The sequence below is a fragment of the Pseudomonas atagonensis genome (assembly GCF_011369485.1).
GTDB classification, from domain to species: Bacteria; Pseudomonadota; Gammaproteobacteria; order Pseudomonadales; family Pseudomonadaceae; genus Aquipseudomonas; species Aquipseudomonas atagonensis.
Genome location: NZ_VXCA01000004.1, coordinates 59,740 through 77,045 on the forward strand (window position 1 = coordinate 59,740; position 17,306 = coordinate 77,045).

The 17,306-nt window shown below is 61.0% G+C and carries 17 protein-coding genes and 1 pseudogene; 9 read left to right on the forward strand and 9 right to left on the reverse strand.

Annotated features, from left to right (window positions below; genetic code table 11):
* The first annotated feature begins 103 nt into the window (after positions 1–103).
* From F2P67_RS03060 to F2P67_RS27705, 4 genes and pseudogenes are all read left to right on the forward strand, one after another.
* Positions 104–1,507, forward strand: coding sequence for a cytochrome ubiquinol oxidase subunit I (locus F2P67_RS03060; RefSeq protein ID WP_166217134.1), 1,404 nt, complete (start codon positions 104–106; stop codon positions 1,505–1,507).
* Between the two features lie 3 nt (positions 1,508–1,510).
* Positions 1,511–2,527 carry a cytochrome d ubiquinol oxidase subunit II gene (cydB, locus tag F2P67_RS03065; RefSeq protein WP_166217137.1) on the forward strand — a complete coding sequence of 339 codons (1,017 nt, stop codon included), beginning with the start codon at positions 1,511–1,513 and terminating at the stop codon, positions 2,525–2,527.
* A complete protein-coding gene (locus F2P67_RS03070) occupies positions 2,514–2,669 on the forward strand; it encodes a DUF2474 domain-containing protein (RefSeq protein WP_166217140.1) in 156 nt (51 codons plus the stop codon). Before cydB ends, F2P67_RS03070 begins: the two co-directional genes overlap by 14 nt.
* A 228-nt stretch (positions 2,670–2,897) precedes the next feature.
* Positions 2,898–3,356, forward strand: a pseudogene (locus F2P67_RS27705) (REP-associated tyrosine transposase).
* 172 nt (positions 3,357–3,528) lie between these two features.
* Here the strand turns inward: F2P67_RS27705 and F2P67_RS03075 are convergent.
* Positions 3,529–4,380, reverse strand: a complete 852-nt coding sequence (locus F2P67_RS03075) for a CAP domain-containing protein (RefSeq protein ID WP_166217143.1) — start codon at positions 4,378–4,380, stop codon at positions 3,529–3,531.
* A gap of 200 nt (positions 4,381–4,580) precedes the next feature.
* Here F2P67_RS03075 and F2P67_RS03080 point away from each other — a divergent pair, with 200 nt between their 5' ends.
* Entirely contained in the window at positions 4,581–5,201 is a 621-nt protein-coding gene (locus tag F2P67_RS03080; RefSeq protein ID WP_166217146.1) for a cell wall hydrolase, read from the forward strand.
* On the opposite strand, the gene F2P67_RS03085 is transcribed toward F2P67_RS03080, so the two are convergent.
* Positions 5,198–6,085 carry a LysR family transcriptional regulator gene (locus F2P67_RS03085; protein WP_166217624.1) on the reverse strand — a complete coding sequence of 296 codons (888 nt, stop codon included), beginning with the start codon at positions 6,083–6,085 and terminating at the stop codon, positions 5,198–5,200. The genes F2P67_RS03080 and F2P67_RS03085 overlap by 4 nt on opposite strands.
* A gap of 100 nt (positions 6,086–6,185) precedes the next feature.
* Here F2P67_RS03085 and F2P67_RS03090 point away from each other — a divergent pair, with 100 nt between their 5' ends.
* On the forward strand, positions 6,186–7,589 hold the full coding sequence (locus tag F2P67_RS03090) for an MFS transporter (protein ID WP_166217148.1): 1,404 nt from the start codon (positions 6,186–6,188) through the stop codon (positions 7,587–7,589).
* 51 nt (positions 7,590–7,640) lie between these two features.
* Here F2P67_RS03090 and F2P67_RS03095 read toward each other — a convergent pair whose 3' ends face one another.
* The 4 genes from F2P67_RS03095 to F2P67_RS03110 form a co-directional block, all read right to left on the reverse strand.
* A complete protein-coding gene (locus F2P67_RS03095) occupies positions 7,641–9,047 on the reverse strand; it encodes a heavy metal sensor histidine kinase (RefSeq protein WP_166217150.1) in 1,407 nt (468 codons plus the stop codon).
* Positions 9,044–9,715, reverse strand: a complete 672-nt coding sequence (locus F2P67_RS03100) for a heavy metal response regulator transcription factor (protein ID WP_166217152.1) — start codon at positions 9,713–9,715, stop codon at positions 9,044–9,046. The genes F2P67_RS03095 and F2P67_RS03100 overlap by 4 nt, the downstream gene beginning before the upstream one ends.
* A 12-nt stretch (positions 9,716–9,727) precedes the next feature.
* Positions 9,728–9,985 carry a DUF2790 domain-containing protein gene (locus F2P67_RS03105; protein WP_166217154.1) on the reverse strand — a complete coding sequence of 86 codons (258 nt, stop codon included), beginning with the start codon at positions 9,983–9,985 and terminating at the stop codon, positions 9,728–9,730.
* A 178-nt stretch (positions 9,986–10,163) separates the two neighbouring features.
* The gene (locus F2P67_RS03110) at positions 10,164–10,874 is read right to left on the reverse strand and encodes a murein L,D-transpeptidase catalytic domain family protein (protein ID WP_166217156.1); all 711 of its coding nucleotides are present in this window, start codon (positions 10,872–10,874) and stop codon (positions 10,164–10,166) included.
* 150 nt (positions 10,875–11,024) lie between these two features.
* Here F2P67_RS03110 and F2P67_RS03115 point away from each other — a divergent pair, with 150 nt between their 5' ends.
* Positions 11,025–12,632: a L,D-transpeptidase family protein gene (locus F2P67_RS03115; protein WP_166217158.1), complete on the forward strand. Its 1,608-nt coding sequence runs from the start codon at positions 11,025–11,027 to the stop codon at positions 12,630–12,632.
* A 3-nt stretch (positions 12,633–12,635) separates the two neighbouring features.
* On the opposite strand, the gene F2P67_RS03120 is transcribed toward F2P67_RS03115, so the two are convergent.
* On the reverse strand, positions 12,636–13,148 hold the full coding sequence (locus tag F2P67_RS03120) for an HvfX family Cu-binding RiPP maturation protein (protein WP_166217160.1): 513 nt from the start codon (positions 13,146–13,148) through the stop codon (positions 12,636–12,638).
* A gap of 247 nt (positions 13,149–13,395) precedes the next feature.
* Between F2P67_RS03120 and glsB the strand changes: the two genes are divergently transcribed.
* Positions 13,396–14,304, forward strand: a complete 909-nt coding sequence (gene glsB, locus F2P67_RS03125) for a glutaminase B (protein WP_166217162.1) — start codon at positions 13,396–13,398, stop codon at positions 14,302–14,304.
* Positions 14,305–14,363: 59 nt separating this feature from the next.
* Positions 14,364–15,866: an aldehyde dehydrogenase family protein gene (locus tag F2P67_RS03130; protein ID WP_166217164.1), complete on the forward strand. Its 1,503-nt coding sequence runs from the start codon at positions 14,364–14,366 to the stop codon at positions 15,864–15,866.
* Positions 15,867–16,021: 155 nt separating this feature from the next.
* On the opposite strand, the gene F2P67_RS03135 is transcribed toward F2P67_RS03130, so the two are convergent.
* Both F2P67_RS03135 and cynS read right to left on the reverse strand, forming a co-directional pair.
* The gene (locus tag F2P67_RS03135; RefSeq protein ID WP_166217166.1) at positions 16,022–16,681 is read right to left on the reverse strand and encodes a carbonic anhydrase; all 660 of its coding nucleotides are present in this window, start codon (positions 16,679–16,681) and stop codon (positions 16,022–16,024) included.
* Positions 16,682–16,739: 58 nt separating this feature from the next.
* Positions 16,740–17,204, reverse strand: coding sequence for a cyanase (gene cynS, locus F2P67_RS03140; protein WP_166217168.1), 465 nt, complete (start codon positions 17,202–17,204; stop codon positions 16,740–16,742).
* Positions 17,205–17,306: the final 102 nt, after the last annotated feature.

Consider the following 17,306-nt stretch of genomic DNA (forward strand, 5'->3'; position numbering starts at 1 on the left):
CGGCGCATAAAAACATTGGCAATTTGACTGGCTGCAGGCGCTCGCGCCTGGCGGTGGCCCGGGTTCGTGCTGCCGCTTTTTCAGCCTTGATGAGGACATCATCATGCTCAACATGGAGGCACTGGACCTGGCGCGAATTCAATTTGCGTTCACGGTTTCGTTCCACATTATTTTCCCGGCGATCACCATTGGCCTGGCGAGTTTCCTCGCGGTACTCGAAGGCCTGTGGCTGAAAGCCCATAACGACACTTACCGCGACCTCTATCACTTCTGGTCGAAGATCTTTGCCGTCAACTTCGGCATGGGCGTGGTCTCGGGGCTGGTCATGGCGTATCAGTTCGGCACCAACTGGAGCGGCTTTTCGGATTTTGCCGGTAGCATCACCGGGCCGTTGCTGACCTATGAAGTGCTGACTGCGTTCTTCCTCGAGGCCGGTTTTCTCGGGGTGATGCTGTTTGGCTGGAACCGCGTCGGCCGGGGCTTGCACTTCTTTGCCACGGTGATGGTCGCCATCGGTACGTTGATTTCGACGTTCTGGATTCTCGCCTCCAACAGCTGGATGCAGACGCCGCAGGGTTTTGAAATCGTCGACGGTCGGGTGATGCCGCTGGACTGGCTGGCGATCGTGTTCAACCCCTCGTTTCCATTCCGCTTGGCGCACATGGCAATTGCGGCGTTTGTCGCCACTTCGTTCTTCGTCGGCGCCTCGGCTGCCTGGCATCTGCTGCGCGGCAACGACACGGCGCCCGTGCGCAAGATGTTTTCCATGGCGTTGTGGATGGCGCTGATCGTTGCGCCGATTCAGGCCGTGGTCGGTGACGCCCACGGTTTGAATACGCTGGAGCATCAACCGGCGAAAATCGCCGCCATCGAAGGCCACTGGGAAAACGCCGACAACGGCCCGACGCCGCTGGTGCTGTTTGGTATCCCTGACATGGACGCGGAGAAAACCCGATATGCATTGGAGATCCCGTACCTGGGCAGCCTGATCCTCACCCACAGCCTCGACAAACAGATCCCGGCACTGAAGAGTTTCCCCAAAGAAGACCGGCCGAACTCGACCGTCATTTTCTGGAGCTTCCGGGTCATGGCGGGGCTGGGGATGTTGATGATTCTGGTGGGCTTGCTCGGTCTGGCACTGCGGCGTAACGGCAAGCTCTACGGCCATCGCGGTTTTCAGCGTCTGGTGTTGCTGATGGGGCCTAGCGGCTTGATTGCCTTGCTGGCGGGTTGGATCACCACGGAAGTCGGACGTCAGCCGTGGGTGGTTTACGGCCTGATGCGCACCCACGATGCCGCGTCTCACCACTCGGTGGCGCAGATGAGCACCTCGCTGGCGCTGTTCGTGGTGATCTATTGCTCGGTGTTCACCGTGGGCATCGGCTACATGATGAAACTGGTGCGCAAGGGCCCGCAACCGCATCACGAACACCCGCCTGCGGGCGATGAATTACAAACGCCACGCCGGCCAATCTCGGCGGCGATCGCCCCCCTGAAGGAGCATTGAGTCATGGGTATTCAAGGTATCGATCTCTCGTTGATCTGGGGAGTGATCATCGCCTTCGGGGTGATGATGTACGTGATCATGGACGGCTTCGATCTGGGTCTGGGTATTCTGTTTCCGCTGATCGCCGACGAGCAGGAACGCGACGTGATGATGAACACCGTCGCACCGGTCTGGGACGGTAACGAGACTTGGCTGGTGCTCGGTGGCGCGGCGCTATATGGCGCGTTTCCACTGGCGTACGGGGTGATTCTGGAGGCGCTGTACCTGCCGCTGATCCTGATGCTCTGCGGGCTGATCTTCCGCGGCGTGGCGTTCGAGTTTCGCTTCAAGTCTTCGCCGCAAAAACGTCATTGGTGGGACAAGGCGTTCATCGGTGGATCGCTGCTGGCGACGTTCTCTCAAGGTGTAGTGATCGGCGCGTATGTGTCGGGCATCCCCGTGGTGGATCGGCAGTTTGCCGGTGGCGGTCTCGATTGGCTGGCGCCGTTCCCGCTGGTGTGCGGCGTTGGTCTGGTGGTTGCTTACGCGCTGCTCGGCAGCACCTGGTTGCTGGTCAAGACCGAAGGCATGATCGAATCGCGGATGCGCCTGTTCACTCGTCCGCTGGCGTGGTTGCTGATGGCGGTGGTGGTGGTGATTGGCGTATGGACGCTGCAACTGCATCCGGAGCTGGCCTTACGCTGGTCGAGCCATGGGCATCTGATGGTATTTTCCGGGTTGGTGCTGTTGGCGCTACTGGCATTGTTTGGGCTGCTGCGCACGCTGCGTCAGCGTCATACGCACTGGCCATTCATGTTTACGCTGGTGTTGATGTTCCTCGGCTACATCGGTCTGGCGTTGAGCATTTGGCCGAACATCATCCCGCCGTCGGTGAGCATCTGGGCGGCAGCGTCACCGCCATCCAGCCAGCTGTTCGCGCTGATCGGCGCTCTGTTCATCCTGCCGGTAATCCTGATGTACACCTTCTGGAGCTACTACGTATTTCGCGGCAAAGTGAGGATTGGTGATGGCTACCATTGATTCGCGTGAAGTCACATCCAGCCCTTGGTACAAGCGCTTGGGCTGGTTGTTGTTGATCTGGTTGGGCAGCGTCGTGTCACTCGCGGTCGTCGCGAGCCTGCTGAAACTGGCCATGTACGCGGCGGGGATGAGAACCCACTGAAGAAACTGAACTCTCAAGTACACCGCGAAACCCCTTGTGGGATGGGGCTTGCTCCCGAAGGCGGCAGGTCGGTCAGCATCCATGTTGAATGTACAGGCCTCTTCGTGAGCAAGCCCACTCCCATATTTCGTACTAAAACGCAGACACATTCTGCCAAGAAACATCGGCAGTGCATCTTGCTCGCTGAACTAGCCTTTCCCTGAACCTAATCATGAAAAAGGCAATGGAATGCCCGATCGTTTTGCATCACATCGACTGAGAATTGGCCGTCATAGTGAAGAAAACCGGATATATCTTCTAACCGTCAGTACTGTTGGGCGAGAACCGGTTTTCATGGATTACAGGCTCGGCCGGTTGGTTGTGAATCAGTTCAGGCAAGCACAAGAAGAGGGCTTCGCCGAAACCTTGGCGTGGGTGGTCATGCCTGATCATTTCCACTAGTTGATCCAGTTGCACAAAGGATCGCTTGGCCAATTAATGTGTCAGGCCAAATCCTTGAGTGCTCGATCTGTCAACCTGGCAACCGGTCGAAGCGGAAGCCTCTGGCAGGAAGGTTTCCATGACCGAGCACTGCGACGGGAAGAAGACTTGGTGAAGCTGGCTCGATATGTAGTGGCAAATCCATTGAGGGCAGGGCTGGTGGAAAAGCTTGGCGACTGTCCGTCATGGGATGCGATCTGGATTTGACCGCTCTGTTTTACGGTGGGAAGGGGGCTTGCTCCCGAAGGCGGCAGGTCAGGCCGCATCCATGTTGGATGTGCAGGCCTCTTCGTGAGCAAGCTCACTCCCACTCTGGATTCTGAGCAGACCCAAGTCCTCCATCCACAAACGATTTCCCGTGGTGTTTGTCACTAAAGAATTATTGGGCACCGAACATCGCCGTCCAGTAGATCCCCGCGCTGCTTTTCGGGTCGGTGGCGTAGGCGGCGCCAAGTTCTTTGTATTGCGGGTTCATCAGGTTGGCGCAGTGGCCGGGGCTGGCGAGCCAGCCTTCGACGACTTTGTGCACCGTGTCTTGCCCAGCGGCGATGTTTTCGCCGACCAGTTGGCCACTGTAACCGGCCAGTTCCGCACGATCACCCGGGGTGCGGCCGTCGCGATCCTTGTGATCCAGGTAATTGTTGTTGGCCATGTTGCGGCTGTGATCCTGGGAAATCGTGCCCAGTGTCGCGTTCCAGGCCAGCGGTGCGGCAGCGCTGAAAGCCTGACCACCACACTGACGCGGCTGGCTGCGAGCGACGTTGATTTCATTCAGCAACTTCTGCCCCTCACTTTGCGCATCGCCAAGTTTCGCCGTCAGCAGCGGCCGAGCCAGCACAATGCGCCAGTCACGGTCGTCGCGGCTGACGCCGATATCGACGAATTGCGGGTCGAGCACCACCTGACAGAAACTTTCCTGAATCGCCTTCATCGCCGACGTCGCATCACGCGGGCCGTTAAGCGTGATTGCCTGCACATTGACCATCGGGTAACTGGCACTGGCCATGGCTTGCTGCAGATCGACAGCGCCGCTGGCGCGTAATCTCAGGCGTGGATCAGCCGACAGCGGTGGCAGTTCATTCGACGCCTGGCTCCCGCAACGCTGCGGCTGGCTGCGGTAGTTGTTGATCGACTCGATCAATTGCGACTCATCGCCGGCCAGCGCCGGGATGGCCAGCACAACGCCCACGGACAACGCGGCAAGACGCAAAACGGATGGCATGAAGCGCATGGAAATCTCCCTTGGGCTGAGTGCGCCCATGATGCGCGAAAGGCCCCCGGTGGGTGCAATGTCTTTTTCTTCATGCGGTGGTTTTTTCTGCGGAACGTTGCCGGCGAAATTGCCGTCTACACTCTGCGAAGACCCCGGGAGCCGGGCGTCTCAACCACGAAACACCTTGCCCGCCTCGGGCGCTGCCGGAAGAATCGAACATGCGATTGAACGGGTTGCTTTGCTGTCTTGTGTTAACCCTGCTGACCGGCGTGGCATCGGCCACCGATCAAGCCCCGATCAAGGAAAAGGCTGAAGAAAAAGCCCAGGTGCTGGAAGAGAAAGCTGCCGATAAACCCAACGCGCCGCCAGCGCCTAAATCCGAAGCGATTACCTCGACCGAAGTACAAGCGGTAGACCCGGCAGGCGCTGCACCACTGGACGATCCGATCACCTGTCTGGCGCGCAGTATCTATTGGGAAGCCAAGGGCAAGGACACCCCGGAAATGGAAGCCGTGGCCAGTGTGGTGATGAATCGCCTCGGCCATGAAGGGTTTCCCGACACCGTTTGCGCGGTTGTCAAACAAGGTTCGGAAACCAAGAGTTGCCAGTTTTCCTGGTGGTGCGACGGTAAGCCGGATCAAGTCAAAGAGGATGCCGAGTATGCGCTGGCCAAGGAAATCGCCGGTAAGGCGTTGAACCGCCAGCTCAAGGATCGCACTCACGGCGCCCTGTATTTCCACGACCGCAATGTTCATCCGGGCTGGGCCAAGGAGTACACCAAGACCGCCGAGACGGCCAAGTTCCTCTTCTACAAACCCGCCGGCGGCGATGCGCGTTAGGCGCAGATCTGCCGCACGCAATCGCGCAACCAGCGGTGCGCCGGATCGGCATCCATGCGCGGATGCCAGAGCATCGACACGCTGATCGGCGCCAACGTCAGCGGCAGGGTGAAACTGTGCAGATCGCTGCGCAGTTTTTCGGTATGACGCTGCGGCACCGTGGCGATCAGATCGGAGTCGCGCACCAGCGCCAATGCCGCCGAAAACCCGCCCACCAGGGTGACGATGTCGCGCGTCAGTCCAATCGCCTGCAAGGCTTCGTCCACCAACCCGATATCCCGTCCGTGCCGCGAAACGTGCACATGCCTGCCCGCCGCGAAGCGCTTGGCGCTGACTTTGCCGGTGCTCAGTGGGTGACCTGCACGCACCACACCAATGAATTGGTCGTGAAACAGAATGCGGCTGTGCAGGCTGTCGTCGGTGGTGTCGCCTATCACGCCCGTTTCCAGATCGACCCGGCCGTCGCGTAACGGTGCGCTGTCCTGATCGGTTTTCTGCACAAAACGCAGACGCACGCCGGGAGCTTCTGCGGCGATACGCGCGAGCAGGGCGGCGGCGAAGGTTTCGACGAAACCGTCACTGCTACGCAGGGTGAAAGTGCGCTGCAACTGGCCAAGGTCGAGCACGTGGACCGGGCGCAGCATGCCCAGCGCCTCTTGCACCAGAGGCCCGACCCGTTCACGCAGGTCCAGCGCACGAGGCGTTGCCACCAAACCGCGACCGGCGCGCACCAGCAACGGATCGCCCGTGGTTTCGCGCAAACGGGCGAGGGCGCGGCTCATCGCTGACGGGCTGAGGTTCAGGCGTTCGGCGGCGCGAGCGACGCTGCCTTCGCTGAGCAACGCGTCGAGGGTGATCAGCAAGTTCAGATCCGGCGTGTTCATGACATGGCGTTCCATGCAGGTATCGAGTGCAAAGCATGCGTCTTGCGCCTTGGCATGTCGAGGCTCAGGCTAGGCTCATATCCATTGCGAGTGAGCCGTCATGTCTACACTTACTGCTTCACGCTGGGCGTTGGTCAGTCTGGCGTTGTCGATGCTGATGCCGTCGCTGGACACCAGTATCGCCAACGCCGCGTTGCCCAGTTTGGCCTCGGCCTTCGACGCGAGTTTTCAGCAGGTTCAATGGATCGTCATCGCCTACTTGCTGGCGATCACCACATTGATTGTCAGCGCAGGGCGTCTGGGCGATCTGTTCGGACGGCGCCGGTTGCTGCTGATCGGCATCGGAGTTTTTACCGCAGCATCATTGCTCTGCGCGCTCGCCCCGCAGCTGTGGTGGTTGATCGGCGCACGGGCGCTGCAAGGCCTTGGCGCAGCAATGATGCTGGCCTTGACGGTCGCGCTGGTCGGCGATGCGGTGCCGAAGGCGCGAGCGGGCAGCGCCATGGGGTTGCTCGGGACTGTGTCGGCCATCGGCACCACGCTCGGGCCGGCGCTGGGCGGCGGCCTGTTGGCGCAAGCGGGTTGGCCGGCAATCTTCCTGATCAATGTGCCGCTGGGCCTGCTCAACCTCTGGCTGGTTTATCGCTATGTGCCGGCGGATCGGCCGAGCGGCAAACCGGTGGGGTTCGATCACCTCGGTACGTTGCTGCTGGTGATGACCCTGGCGGCGTATGCGTTGGCCATGACCCTGAAGGCATTTACCTGGACGTTGTTGGTAATCAGCCTGCTGGGCGGCGTCTCGTTTGTCTGGGTGGAAATGAGTGCGAAGTCACCGCTGATTCGCCTGTCGCTGTTCGCCGAGCCGCGCATTGCCGGCAGCCTGTTACTGACGCTGTTGGTGGCGAGCGTGATGATGACCACGCTGGTGGTCGGGCCTTTTTATCTCAGCCACGGCTTGGGTCTCGCCACGGCCTCGGTGGGGGCGGTGCTGTCGCTGGGGCCGTTGGTGGCAGCGTTCGGCGGTGTGCCGGCGGGGCGTCTGGTCGATCGCTTTGGTGCACAGCGGATGGTGCCCGGCGGGTTGTTCGGGATGGTCGTTGCGTGCGGATTGTTGGCACTGTTGCCGATGAGTTCGGGGCTAGCGGGTTACCTCCTGCCGATCGCCTTGCTCACCGCCAGTTATGCCGTGTTCCAGGCCGCCAACAACACCGGGATGATGGCCGGAGTCAGTCAGGATCAGCGCGGGGTGGTCTCCGCACTGCTCGGGCTGGCGCGCAACCTGGGTCTGATCACTGGTGCGGCGGCGATGGGCGCGGTGTTTGCCGTGGCCAGCGGTGATCCGACTCAGGCGCCCGCTGCGGTGGTCGCCAGCAGTTTGCACATTACCTTCGGCGTCGCGGCGGCATTGATGGGCGGGGCCCTGATCATCAGCCGAACACAGGTTACTTGTGGGAGTGGGCTTGCTCACGAAGAGGCCCGTACAGGCAAAGTTTCTGCTGACTGACACACCGCTTTCGCGAGCAAGCCCGCTCCCACAGGGGAACTGTGCTGGTTATCAATCCCGTGGCTGACGGGCAGGGAAAAAAAGTTCGAAGCAGGTTTGGCCATTCTCGCTGCTGACCCGATAGCGGCCGTGATGCAGTTGCATGATGGTCGCGACAATCGACAGCCCCAGGCCGTTGGATTGCGCCGAGCGTTCGCGGGATTGATCGACGCGGTAGAAACGCTCGAACAATCGCGACAAGTGTTCCGCCGGGATCGTCGTGCCCAGATTGCGCACTCGCAGATAACTGCCGTCCGCTTCGGCAATCGCTTCAACTTGCACCTTCGAGTCCGCCGCACCGTACTTGATCGCGTTGGCACACAGATTGGCCAAAGCCCGGCGCAGCAGCATCGGTTCGGCCCAGACCACACCGTGACCCCGGGCCTCGATGCACATGCCGACGTCCGCCGCCAGACCTTCGAAATAATCAGCGATCCGTTGCATCTCGTCGGCCGCATCCAGTTCCTGGCGTTGACTCAAGGCACTGGCCGGGTCGGTGCGCGCCAGAAACAGCATGTTGTCGAGCATCCGCGTCAGTCGCTCCAGCTCTTCGACATTGGAGGCGAGCAACTGCTGATAGGCGTCGAAGCTGCGCGGCTGTTGCAGGGCGACCTGGGTTTCGCCGAGCAGGTTGTTGATTGGCGTGCGCAGTTCGTGAGCCATGTCGGTGGACACCTGGCTCAACTGCGCAAAACCCTTGGCGAGGCGATCGAGCATGGCGTTGAACGCTTCGATCATCGGCTGCAATTCTCGCGGTGCGCCTGCACTGGCGAGGCGCTCGTTGAGGTTGCCGACGCCGATCCCGTGGGCGTGTTTCGCCAGTCGGCGCAACGGCAATAAACCGCGATAGACCAGCAGGCAACCGACCAGCGCAAGGACAATCGCCGCCAGTGACGCGAGGCCGTACACGCTGAGCCGATAGTTGGCGAGCATCGCCGTGCGCTCGCTCATCAGCTTACCGATGAGCACTTGCAGATTGCCCAGATCGCCGGAGTCGATGCTCGCCGCCACGGCCGAAAAAGGCACGCCGTTGATGCTCGGCAGGTGCTGCACGTCATTGAGGGCCATCACATGCTCCACCGGCACTGCGGGCACGCTCGGCAGTGCCAGATTGCCGGGGTTGACCACCAGCAGCGGCGGTTGGCCCGGCGCACCAATGGTCAGCAACGCTTCGCGGGTGCCGAGCATGTTCTGGAACAGCGCCGGTTTGTGCTTGATCAACTCCAGCGTGTTGCTGTCGTTGAGGATGGTGCGCAACTGATCGATGCGGCTGACCAGTTGAATGTCGTCACGACGGGTCAGTTGCTCTTCCAGCTCTTTGTAAAGCGCCACGCCAAGACCGGCCAGCGAAACGAAGGCGAGCACGGCGAAGACCAGCGCCAGGCGCAATGTCAGCGAATAGCTGCCGATGATTTTCATGACTGCGTATCGAAGCGGTAGCCGATACCGCGCACGCTGTGAATCAGCTTGAGTTGAAACGGATCATCGACTTTCGCCCGCAAGCGCCGTACGGCGACATCGACGACATTGGTGTCGCTGTCGAAATTCATGTCCCACACCCGTGAGGCAATCAGCGAGCGCGACAGCACTTGCCCGGTGTGGCTGGCGAACAGTTGCAGCAAGGCGAATTCCTTGTTGGTCAGGGTGATCCGCACGCCGGCGCGGGTCACGCGGCGCTTGAGCACGTCGATTTGCAGGTCGGCGACTTGCAGTTGTTCGTCTTCATGGATCGGCCCGCGTCGGGTCAGGGTGCGCAGGCGCGCCACCAGCTCGGCGAAAGAGAACGGCTTGATCAGGTAATCGTCGGCGCCCAGCTCGAGGCCTTTGACACGGTCGGCGATGTCATCGCGCGCGGTCAGGAACAGCACCGGCGTGTCGGCTTCCTTGCGCAGCCGGCGCAGGACTTCCCAGCCATCCATTTTCGGCATCATCACATCCAGCACGATCACGTCGAAGCTGTGCTCCAGCGCCAGGTGCAGACCATCGGCGCCGTCGCGGGCCAGGCTCACGCTGTAGCCCAGCTCCTGCAGGCCATTGAGCAGGTAGTTGCCTGCCTTGGGTTCGTCTTCGACAACCAGAATATTCATCGGCGATCAGTCTCAATGGTCATTGATGCAACCGCTACCCTGTACTTGATAGTCCAGCACATGTTCGCGGCCCTGATGGTCGAGGTAGTTGAGTTTCGCCGGAACCACGCCGCACGCCTGGGAAATATCGGTGCTGGACAGCACTTTGTCGACATCCAGATTGACGTAGAAGCCGTTTTTGTCATGGATGACCGCCGTGTCGGGCATCGAAGCGGCGAACAGCGAACCGCTGGCGAGGAGGGCAGAGAAGGCGAGGATCAGGGTTTTCATGATGGGTCACTCAGTGGTTGAAGTGGGCCGGCAGTGCGCCGGAACAACTTCAGGCTACCGAGCGATCCGCACGGCAAACCGACAACTGAATGACAAAACTGTAATGAAACGAAAATGCTGCGCCGGGCAGAACCCAATGTGGGAGCGGGTTGGCTCCCACAGGTTTTGCAATGATCGATCAGCTGGCGTGGGTACTCAGGATACTCGCCACTTGCTGCGGCTGGCAGTTCAGGTACGGCGAAGATTTCAGCCAGCGCTGATCCGGGTACCAGGAAAACATGAACTGGCCATCCTTGAGCTTGTCGATCACTTGCTTCGCCACTTGCGGGCGCACCGCCGGGCAACCCTGGCTGCGGCCGATGCGACCCTGACGCTTGCTCCACAACGGGTTCACGTAGGAGGCGGCATGAATGACGATGGCGCGATCACGGGCCATGTCGTTGAAACCGGGCTCGAGGCCGTCCATGCGCAACGAATAGCCATGGGTGCCGAGGTAGCTTTCCTGCGTGCGGAACAGGCCGAGGCTGGACTGATAACTGCCTTCACGATTGGAAAACTGCGTGGCGAAGTTTTCCCCTGAATTGGAGCCGTGGGCGACGAGGTCGCGCAGCACCAGTTTTTTCCGGTTGAGGTCAAAGATCCACAATCGGCGGGCGGTGGATGGTTGCGAATAATCGATGATCGCCAGGTGGCGGGACTGCTTCGCGCCGTTATTGATCGCGCATTGCATGGCGTTCAATGCACCTTTCAGCGCCTGGGGATTGAGTTCCGGCGCGGCGTGCGCGAGGCTGGTGTAAAGAACCGGCGAAGAGGTGCCGGCGGCAAAAACCTGACTGGTCACTGCAAGCGCAGCAGCCGTCACTAAAAGTCGGCGCAAAAACGTCAACATGTGAAAAGTGTCCTCACTGGCAACTCATTGGCACTTTGGCTCCTGACGTCCAGTCGTCCCCGGCAGACCCGGTAGATCGAGCCTGACTGTTCACCGCACCTGATGTAAGGTTGACCGTCATCGAGACGGCCATGGATTGGAGTAAAGCAGTTGTTCAAAAAATGCGCATCTTACTTGAGCATTTGCTTGCTCGCTGTGCCGTTGGTCGCGACTGCCGAAGCAACGCTGCCGGCGTTGCCGACCTTGCCGGTGGAGCTGCCGGTTGAGCCGCAGAGCCCGTTTCAGGCCGTGTTGATCGGTCTGCCGCAGGCATGCCCGGCGATTGCGGCGAACCTCAACGGTGCGGCGCTGGAGCAATTGCAGGCGTTCTACCAGCAGCAGGACTGGCTGCCGGTGTGGACCGCCCAACCCGATCTGTTGCAGACCCTGCACGGGCAGTTGCAGTTGTTGGCCGACGATGGCCTCAATCCCAAGCGCTACCCGGCAGCAATCAGTGCGCCGCAGGACGGCGAGTTGTGCGCCGACATCGAGATCAGCCGCTACTACCTGCAAGCCCTGCAGGACCTGCATTACGGCCGGTTGCTGCAATCGCATTTCGAACCGCTGTGGCACGCCGACGACAGTCCGCGTGATCGTCAGGCCGAGCTGCTGGCGATAGCCGTGCCGGGCATGCACGATATTCCCGGCGCGTTCGAGCGAGCGCGTCCGCGTCTGGCGCAGTACCAGAATCTGCGTCACCTCTACGCCTCGCAACGGTTGCAGGCATTGCCGCAATGGCAGTCAGTCGGTAACGGCCCGCTGCTGCGCCCGGACATGGCCGACAAGCGCGTGCCGGAACTGGCGCGGCGTCTGTACAACGAAGGCTATCTGCACAACATGGTCGGCACGCCCGGCGATGCTTACGACGGGGTGTTGGTGGAGGCGGTGAAAAGCTTCCAGGCCAACCATTCGTTGCAGGCTGACGGCGTGGTCGGGCCGGGGACGATTGCCGAACTCAACATCAGCCCGCTGACGCGCCGCGAACAACTGCGGGTCAACCTCGAGCGGTTCCGCTGGCTGGCGCAGGACATGGAACCGGACGGTTTGCTGGTCAACGTCGCCGCCGCCGAACTGACCCTGTATCAGGGCGGTGTGCCGGTGTGGCAGACCCGCACTCAGGTCGGGCGTGCCGAGCGCCAGACCCCGCTGCTCAAGTCCCGCGTCACGCGCCTGACCCTGAACCCGACCTGGACTGTGCCGCCGACGATCTGGAAGGAAGACAAACTGCCGGAAATCCGCAAGGATCAGACCTTCCTCAGCCGCCAGAATCTGCAAGTACTCGATGCCAACGGGCAGCCGTTGGCAGCGGCGGATATCGACTGGGACAACCCCGGCAATATCCTCTTGCGTCAGGACGCGGGGCCGCGCAATCCGTTGGGGCAAATGGTCATCCGGTTCCCCAATCCGTTCTCGGTGTATCTGCACGACACGCCGAGCAAGGCGCTGTTCGACAAGGGGCCACGGGCCTTCAGCTCAGGTTGTGTGCGGGTCGAGCATCCGATGAAGTTGCGCGATCTGCTGCTCACCTCGGCAGAAAAGGCCCGCACCGACACTTTGCTCGCCACCGGCACCACCCACGAATTTCGCCTCGCCGCGCCGGTGCCGATCCTGATGACTTACTGGACGGCGCAAGTCGACAGCAGCGGGCGTGTGCAGTATGCGCCGGACATTTACAGCCGCGACAACGCGCTGCTCGCGGGGCTGGATCGCGCGCACTGAATGTCAGCGTCTGGCGCGGTTCCAGCACAACCGCGCCAGCCACGCATCGACACTCAACTTGCCGGCACCGGCAAACACCAGCGGCAACAGCGCAACCAGATAGATCGCCGGCAGTTTGAAGTTGCCGAAGCCTTTGTTGGTGATCACGTAACCCTGGGCCAGTTCGCCGAGGGTCGACCAGTCCGCCGGCCAATGCACGGCAGCAGTGGCGACGACGGTGACGACGATCAGCGAGATCGCTGAAAAACGCGTAGCGAAGCCGAGCAGAATCGCCACGGCGCAGATCAGTTCCGCCCACATCGATAACTCCCAGTTCAGCGTGGCCGGCAGATGATCGAAGGGAAACGGGAAGCGGTCCTGGATGTCTTCGAACCAGTTCTGGCCATTGAACTTCTCCAGCCCCGACTCGAAAAATTCCCAGGCAATGAACAGCCGCAACGTCAGCGGCGCAAGCCAGAGGCCGGCGCGGTCGAGGCTCAGGTGCAGGATTTTGAAGGTGTTAGAGAGAGTGGTCATGGGCGTGCTCCGGTGCAATGGGGGGAAGTGATTCGACCGGCGTATTTCAGCGTCGGGGTGTATCGGGGATGTGTCGCGGACCGATGGGTTTGCAGGCTCGTTGTGTCTGCGCCATTGCCATATACATTGCGATACACACCAACTGGGTGGGAGCGTGCCGTGTCAGCAAGGTGTGATGCGATTACGTCGCGCAGCGTCTAGCCCCAGTGTCCCCGCGATCCCATGGGGCGAGACTTCGGAACCCGGCATGCAAGCGCTGTTGAACGAGATCCTTGACGCTGTCCGGCCCCTGATCGGGCAAGGCAAAGTGGCTGACTACATTCCTGCCCTCGGCACTGTGCCGGCCAATCAACTGGGCATCGCCGTGTACGGCAACGACGGCGAAATGTATTGCGCGGGCGACGCTGAAACGCCGTTCTCGGTGCAGAGTATTTCCAAGGTGTTCAGCCTGGTGCAGGCCATCGAGCATTCCGGCGAAACAATCTGGGAGCGCCTCGGCCACGAGCCTTCGGGTCAGCCGTTCAACTCGTTGGTGCAGCTGGAATTCGAACGCGGTCGTCCGCGTAATCCCTTCATCAATGCCGGTGCGCTGGTGATCTGCGACATCAACCAGTCACGCTTTGCCGCGCCGACGTTGTCGATGCGCGACTTTGTCCGGCGCCTGTCGGGCAATCCGCAAATCATGATCGACGGCAAAGTGGCCGACTCCGAATATCAGCATCGCGCGCGCAACGCGGCGATGGCGTACCTGATGCAATCGTTCGGCAATTTCCACAACGACGTCGAAGCGGTGCTGCGCAGTTACTTCAGCCACTGCGCGTTGCGCATGAACTGTGTCGACCTGGCGCGGGCATTCTGCTTTCTGGCTAACGACGGTTTCTGCAAACACAGCGGCGAGCAGATACTCACCCGGCGCCAGACCCAACAGGTCAACTCGATCATGGCCACCAGTGGCCTGTATGACGAGGCCGGCAATTTCGCCTATCGCGTCGGTCTGCCGGGCAAGAGTGGCGTCGGTGGCGGGATCGTCGCGGTGGTACCGGGTCAGTTCACGGTGTGCGTGTGGTCGCCGGAGCTGAATGCGGCGGGGAATTCGTTGGCGGGGATGGCGGCGCTGGAAATGCTTAGCTCGCGGATTGGCTGGTCGGTGTTCTAGACAACGATGGGCCGCCCCTATACATTTTCCGGCCGCTCCCTGCATGGTGAATCCGCTTCATGTCTCTTGCGCTCGAACGTCTAGTCGCTGGCACGCCGATCCCTTTCGCCGGTAACCGCGTCACCGTGGTCAGCCCCGAACTGGCCGAACGCTTTCGACCCGGCGATCACCTTCTGGTCGAGCAGTTAACTGGCGAGCTGTTGCTGATTCCCGTGGCAGATCAACACGCCGCATCGGTTGCGATCGAGCGGGCAGCAGCGGCATTTACCGCGTTGTCGGCCGTTTCCGATGAAGCCATCAGCCAATTCTTCGACCGCTTCGCCCAACGCCTGGAAACCCAGGCGTGCTGGGCGCAGATCGAAACGGCCAACCTGGCCGACATCGAACGGGCCAAGGCTCGCGGCCGCTCCACCACCCGTTTGCTGGCGGACGAACGCATGCGCCGCGACATGATCGCCGGCCTGCGCGCCTGGCGTGATGCTGCGCCAACGCGTGGCAAAGTCATCAGCAGTGTCGAACATGATGGCTGGAAAGTTGAGCAAGTGGTGTCGCCGCTGGGCATCGTCGCCTTCGTGTTTGAAGGTCGCCCCAACGTGTTCGCTGATGCGGCTGGCGTCCTGCGTACCGGCAACACAGCGGTGCTGCGCATTGGCAGCGACGCGTTGGGCACCGCGCAAGCCATCGTCACTCACGCACTCAACCCGGCACTGGCCGATGCCGGTCTGCCGGCCGGGGCGGTGTCATTGGTCGAAAGCGTCAACCACGCCGCGGGTTGGGCGATGTTTGCTGACCGGCGCCTGTCGCTGGCGGTGGCGCGTGGCTCGGGGCGTGCGGTCAGTCAGTTGGGCAGCATCGCTCAGCAGGCCGGCACCGCCGTCAGTTTGCACGGCACCGGCGGTGCGTGGCTGATTGCCGATCGTGACGCCGATGCCCGACGTTTCGCGGCAGTGGTGCGCAACTCGCTGGATCGCAAGGTGTGCAACACGCTGAACGTCTGCCTGATCCAGCGCGCCCGCACGGCGGAATTGGTGCCGCTGTTCCTCGAGGCTTTGAAAGACGCCGGCACCGCGCGCGGGCAGGGCTGCAAATTGCACATCGTCGAAGGCAGTGAAAGTTGCCTGCCGGGTGAATGGCTGAACGCGACGGTCGAGGTCTATCGCGCCGAGGGTTATCAGACCGAAGCCCAGGCTGAGCCACTGGCGGAGTCAGCGTTGGAGCGCGAGTGGGAATGGGAAGAAACCCCGGAAGTCAGCCTGATGATCGTGGACGATCTGGATCAGGCGATCGCCTTGTTCAACCGTTACAGTCCGCAGTTCACCGTGTCGCTGATCAGTGAAGATGCACAGGTTCAGGAACGTTTTTACAACGCGGTCAATGCGCCGTTCGTGGGCAACGGGATCACCCGTTGGGTCGACGGCCAGTATGCGTTGAACAAGCCTGAACTGGGACTTTCGAACTGGGAGAGCGGGCGGTTGTTTGCACGCAGTGCGATTCTTTCGGGGGATGGCGTGTTTACGGTGCGTAGCCGGATGAGTCAGGTCGACCTCAGCGTAAAACGCTGACACCTGTTATTACACGTACCCTGTGGCGAGGGGATTTATCCCCGCTGGGTTGCGCAGCAGCCCCTCTTTTGACTTAAAAGAGCAGGGACTGCTGCGCAGTCCAACGGGGATAAATCCCCTCGCCACAAGAGTTCATCTATTAAGTGGGTATTGGTTCAGGCAGCGTCGGCGGCTTTGGCGTGGACAGCGCAGGTCGCCGGTTGCTCGGCCAGTGGCACAAACGTGCGGCGGTCGGCGGACAGCGCATCAATCGAACCCGTCTCGATGTCGTACACCCAGCCATGCAGGTTGAGCTGACCTTTCTCCTGCGCCAGACGCACACTCGGATGAGTCTGGATATTTGCCAATTGCGCGATCACATTCTCGCGCACCATCGAACTCAATTTCGCCGCGTCGTCGGCATGAGGCCGCGCCTCGTTCACCACTTTTGCCGATTCGGCGTGTTGCAGCCAGCCGCTGACAGCGGGCAGGTGATCCATGCATTTGCACTGGGCAATCGCCGTCATCGCGCCGCAATCGGAATGTCCGCAGATCACAATGTCGGTCACCCCGAGCACCGCCACCGCATATTCCACCGTCGCTGATACGCCGCCCGGATATGGGCTGTAGGACGGCACGATATTGCCGGCATTGCGGATCACGAACAGCTCGCCGGGTTCTTGTTGGGTCAGCAGTTCCGGCACTACACGGCTGTCGGAACAGGTGATGAATAAGGTGCCAGGGGTTTGGGTGGTGGCCAGGTGTTTGAACAGTTCGGTGCGTTGCGGGAACGCTTCGTTCTGGAACTTCAGGAAACCGTCGATCAGAGCTTTCATGGGCATGTCCTCTTCAGGGAGATCGGAAGGCCCGCACGCGCGGTGCGGGCCGGATGGATCAGAACGGACGCAGCGGCAGGAACTTGCCGTCGAGGGTGACCACGGCGCGGGAACCGCCTTCCGGGTCTTCGACTTTCTTGATGTCGAGCTTGAAGTTGATCGCACTGATGATGCCGTCGCCAAACTGCTCGTGAACCAGCGCTTTAAGGGTAGTGCCGTAGATCTGGATCATCTCGTGGAAACGGTAGATGGTCGGGTCGGTCGGCACGCCGTCGAGGCTGCCGCGCAGCGGGATGATTTGCAGGGCGGCGACGTCTTCGGCGCTCAGTTGCAGCTTGTCACCGACCACTTCAGCGGCGGCTTTCGGCAAAGGGTGTTGACCCAGCAGGGCGGCGGTGACGTAGGCCACGCTCAGGCCGGTATCGTCAGCCACTTGCTGCCAGGACAGATTCTTTTGAGCCTTGGCGTCCAGAGCGCGAGTGGTCAGGGCGATGCGGCTGTCGTTGTAGGCTTGCGATTGCATGGTGTCTCTCCTTTCGGGGTTGGCTTGCTGTGTGGGACTGATCTTCTGCCGATTGATCCATAGCGTCCAAGACCGATATACAATGCATCGCATAAGTACAGC

Coding starts and splice junctions, on each gene's coding strand:
- F2P67_RS03120 (WP_166217160.1), bottom strand. CDS start 13,148: ATGACCACTCTCTCTAACACCTTCAAAATCCTGCACCTGAGCCTCGAC.
- F2P67_RS03080 (WP_166217146.1), top strand. CDS start 4,581: ATGCGATTGAACGGGTTGCTTTGCTGTCTTGTGTTAACCCTGCTGACC.
- F2P67_RS03100 (WP_166217152.1), bottom strand. CDS start 9,715: ATGAATATTCTGGTTGTCGAAGACGAACCCAAGGCAGGCAACTACCTG.
- F2P67_RS03130 (WP_166217164.1), top strand. CDS start 14,364: ATGTCTCTTGCGCTCGAACGTCTAGTCGCTGGCACGCCGATCCCTTTC.
- cynS (WP_166217168.1), bottom strand. CDS start 17,204: ATGCAATCGCAAGCCTACAACGACAGCCGCATCGCCCTGACCACTCGC.
- F2P67_RS03135 (WP_166217166.1), bottom strand. CDS start 16,681: ATGAAAGCTCTGATCGACGGTTTCCTGAAGTTCCAGAACGAAGCGTTC.
- cydB (WP_166217137.1), top strand. CDS start 1,511: ATGGGTATTCAAGGTATCGATCTCTCGTTGATCTGGGGAGTGATCATC.
- F2P67_RS03070 (WP_166217140.1), top strand. CDS start 2,514: ATGGCTACCATTGATTCGCGTGAAGTCACATCCAGCCCTTGGTACAAG.
- F2P67_RS03085 (WP_166217624.1), bottom strand. CDS start 6,085: ATGAACACGCCGGATCTGAACTTGCTGATCACCCTCGACGCGTTGCTC.
- glsB (WP_166217162.1), top strand. CDS start 13,396: ATGCAAGCGCTGTTGAACGAGATCCTTGACGCTGTCCGGCCCCTGATC.
- F2P67_RS03075 (WP_166217143.1), bottom strand. CDS start 4,380: ATGCGCTTCATGCCATCCGTTTTGCGTCTTGCCGCGTTGTCCGTGGGC.
- F2P67_RS03110 (WP_166217156.1), bottom strand. CDS start 10,874: ATGTTGACGTTTTTGCGCCGACTTTTAGTGACGGCTGCTGCGCTTGCA.
- F2P67_RS03095 (WP_166217150.1), bottom strand. CDS start 9,047: ATGAAAATCATCGGCAGCTATTCGCTGACATTGCGCCTGGCGCTGGTC.
- F2P67_RS03105 (WP_166217154.1), bottom strand. CDS start 9,985: ATGAAAACCCTGATCCTCGCCTTCTCTGCCCTCCTCGCCAGCGGTTCG.
- F2P67_RS03060 (WP_166217134.1), top strand. CDS start 104: ATGCTCAACATGGAGGCACTGGACCTGGCGCGAATTCAATTTGCGTTC.
- F2P67_RS03090 (WP_166217148.1), top strand. CDS start 6,186: ATGTCTACACTTACTGCTTCACGCTGGGCGTTGGTCAGTCTGGCGTTG.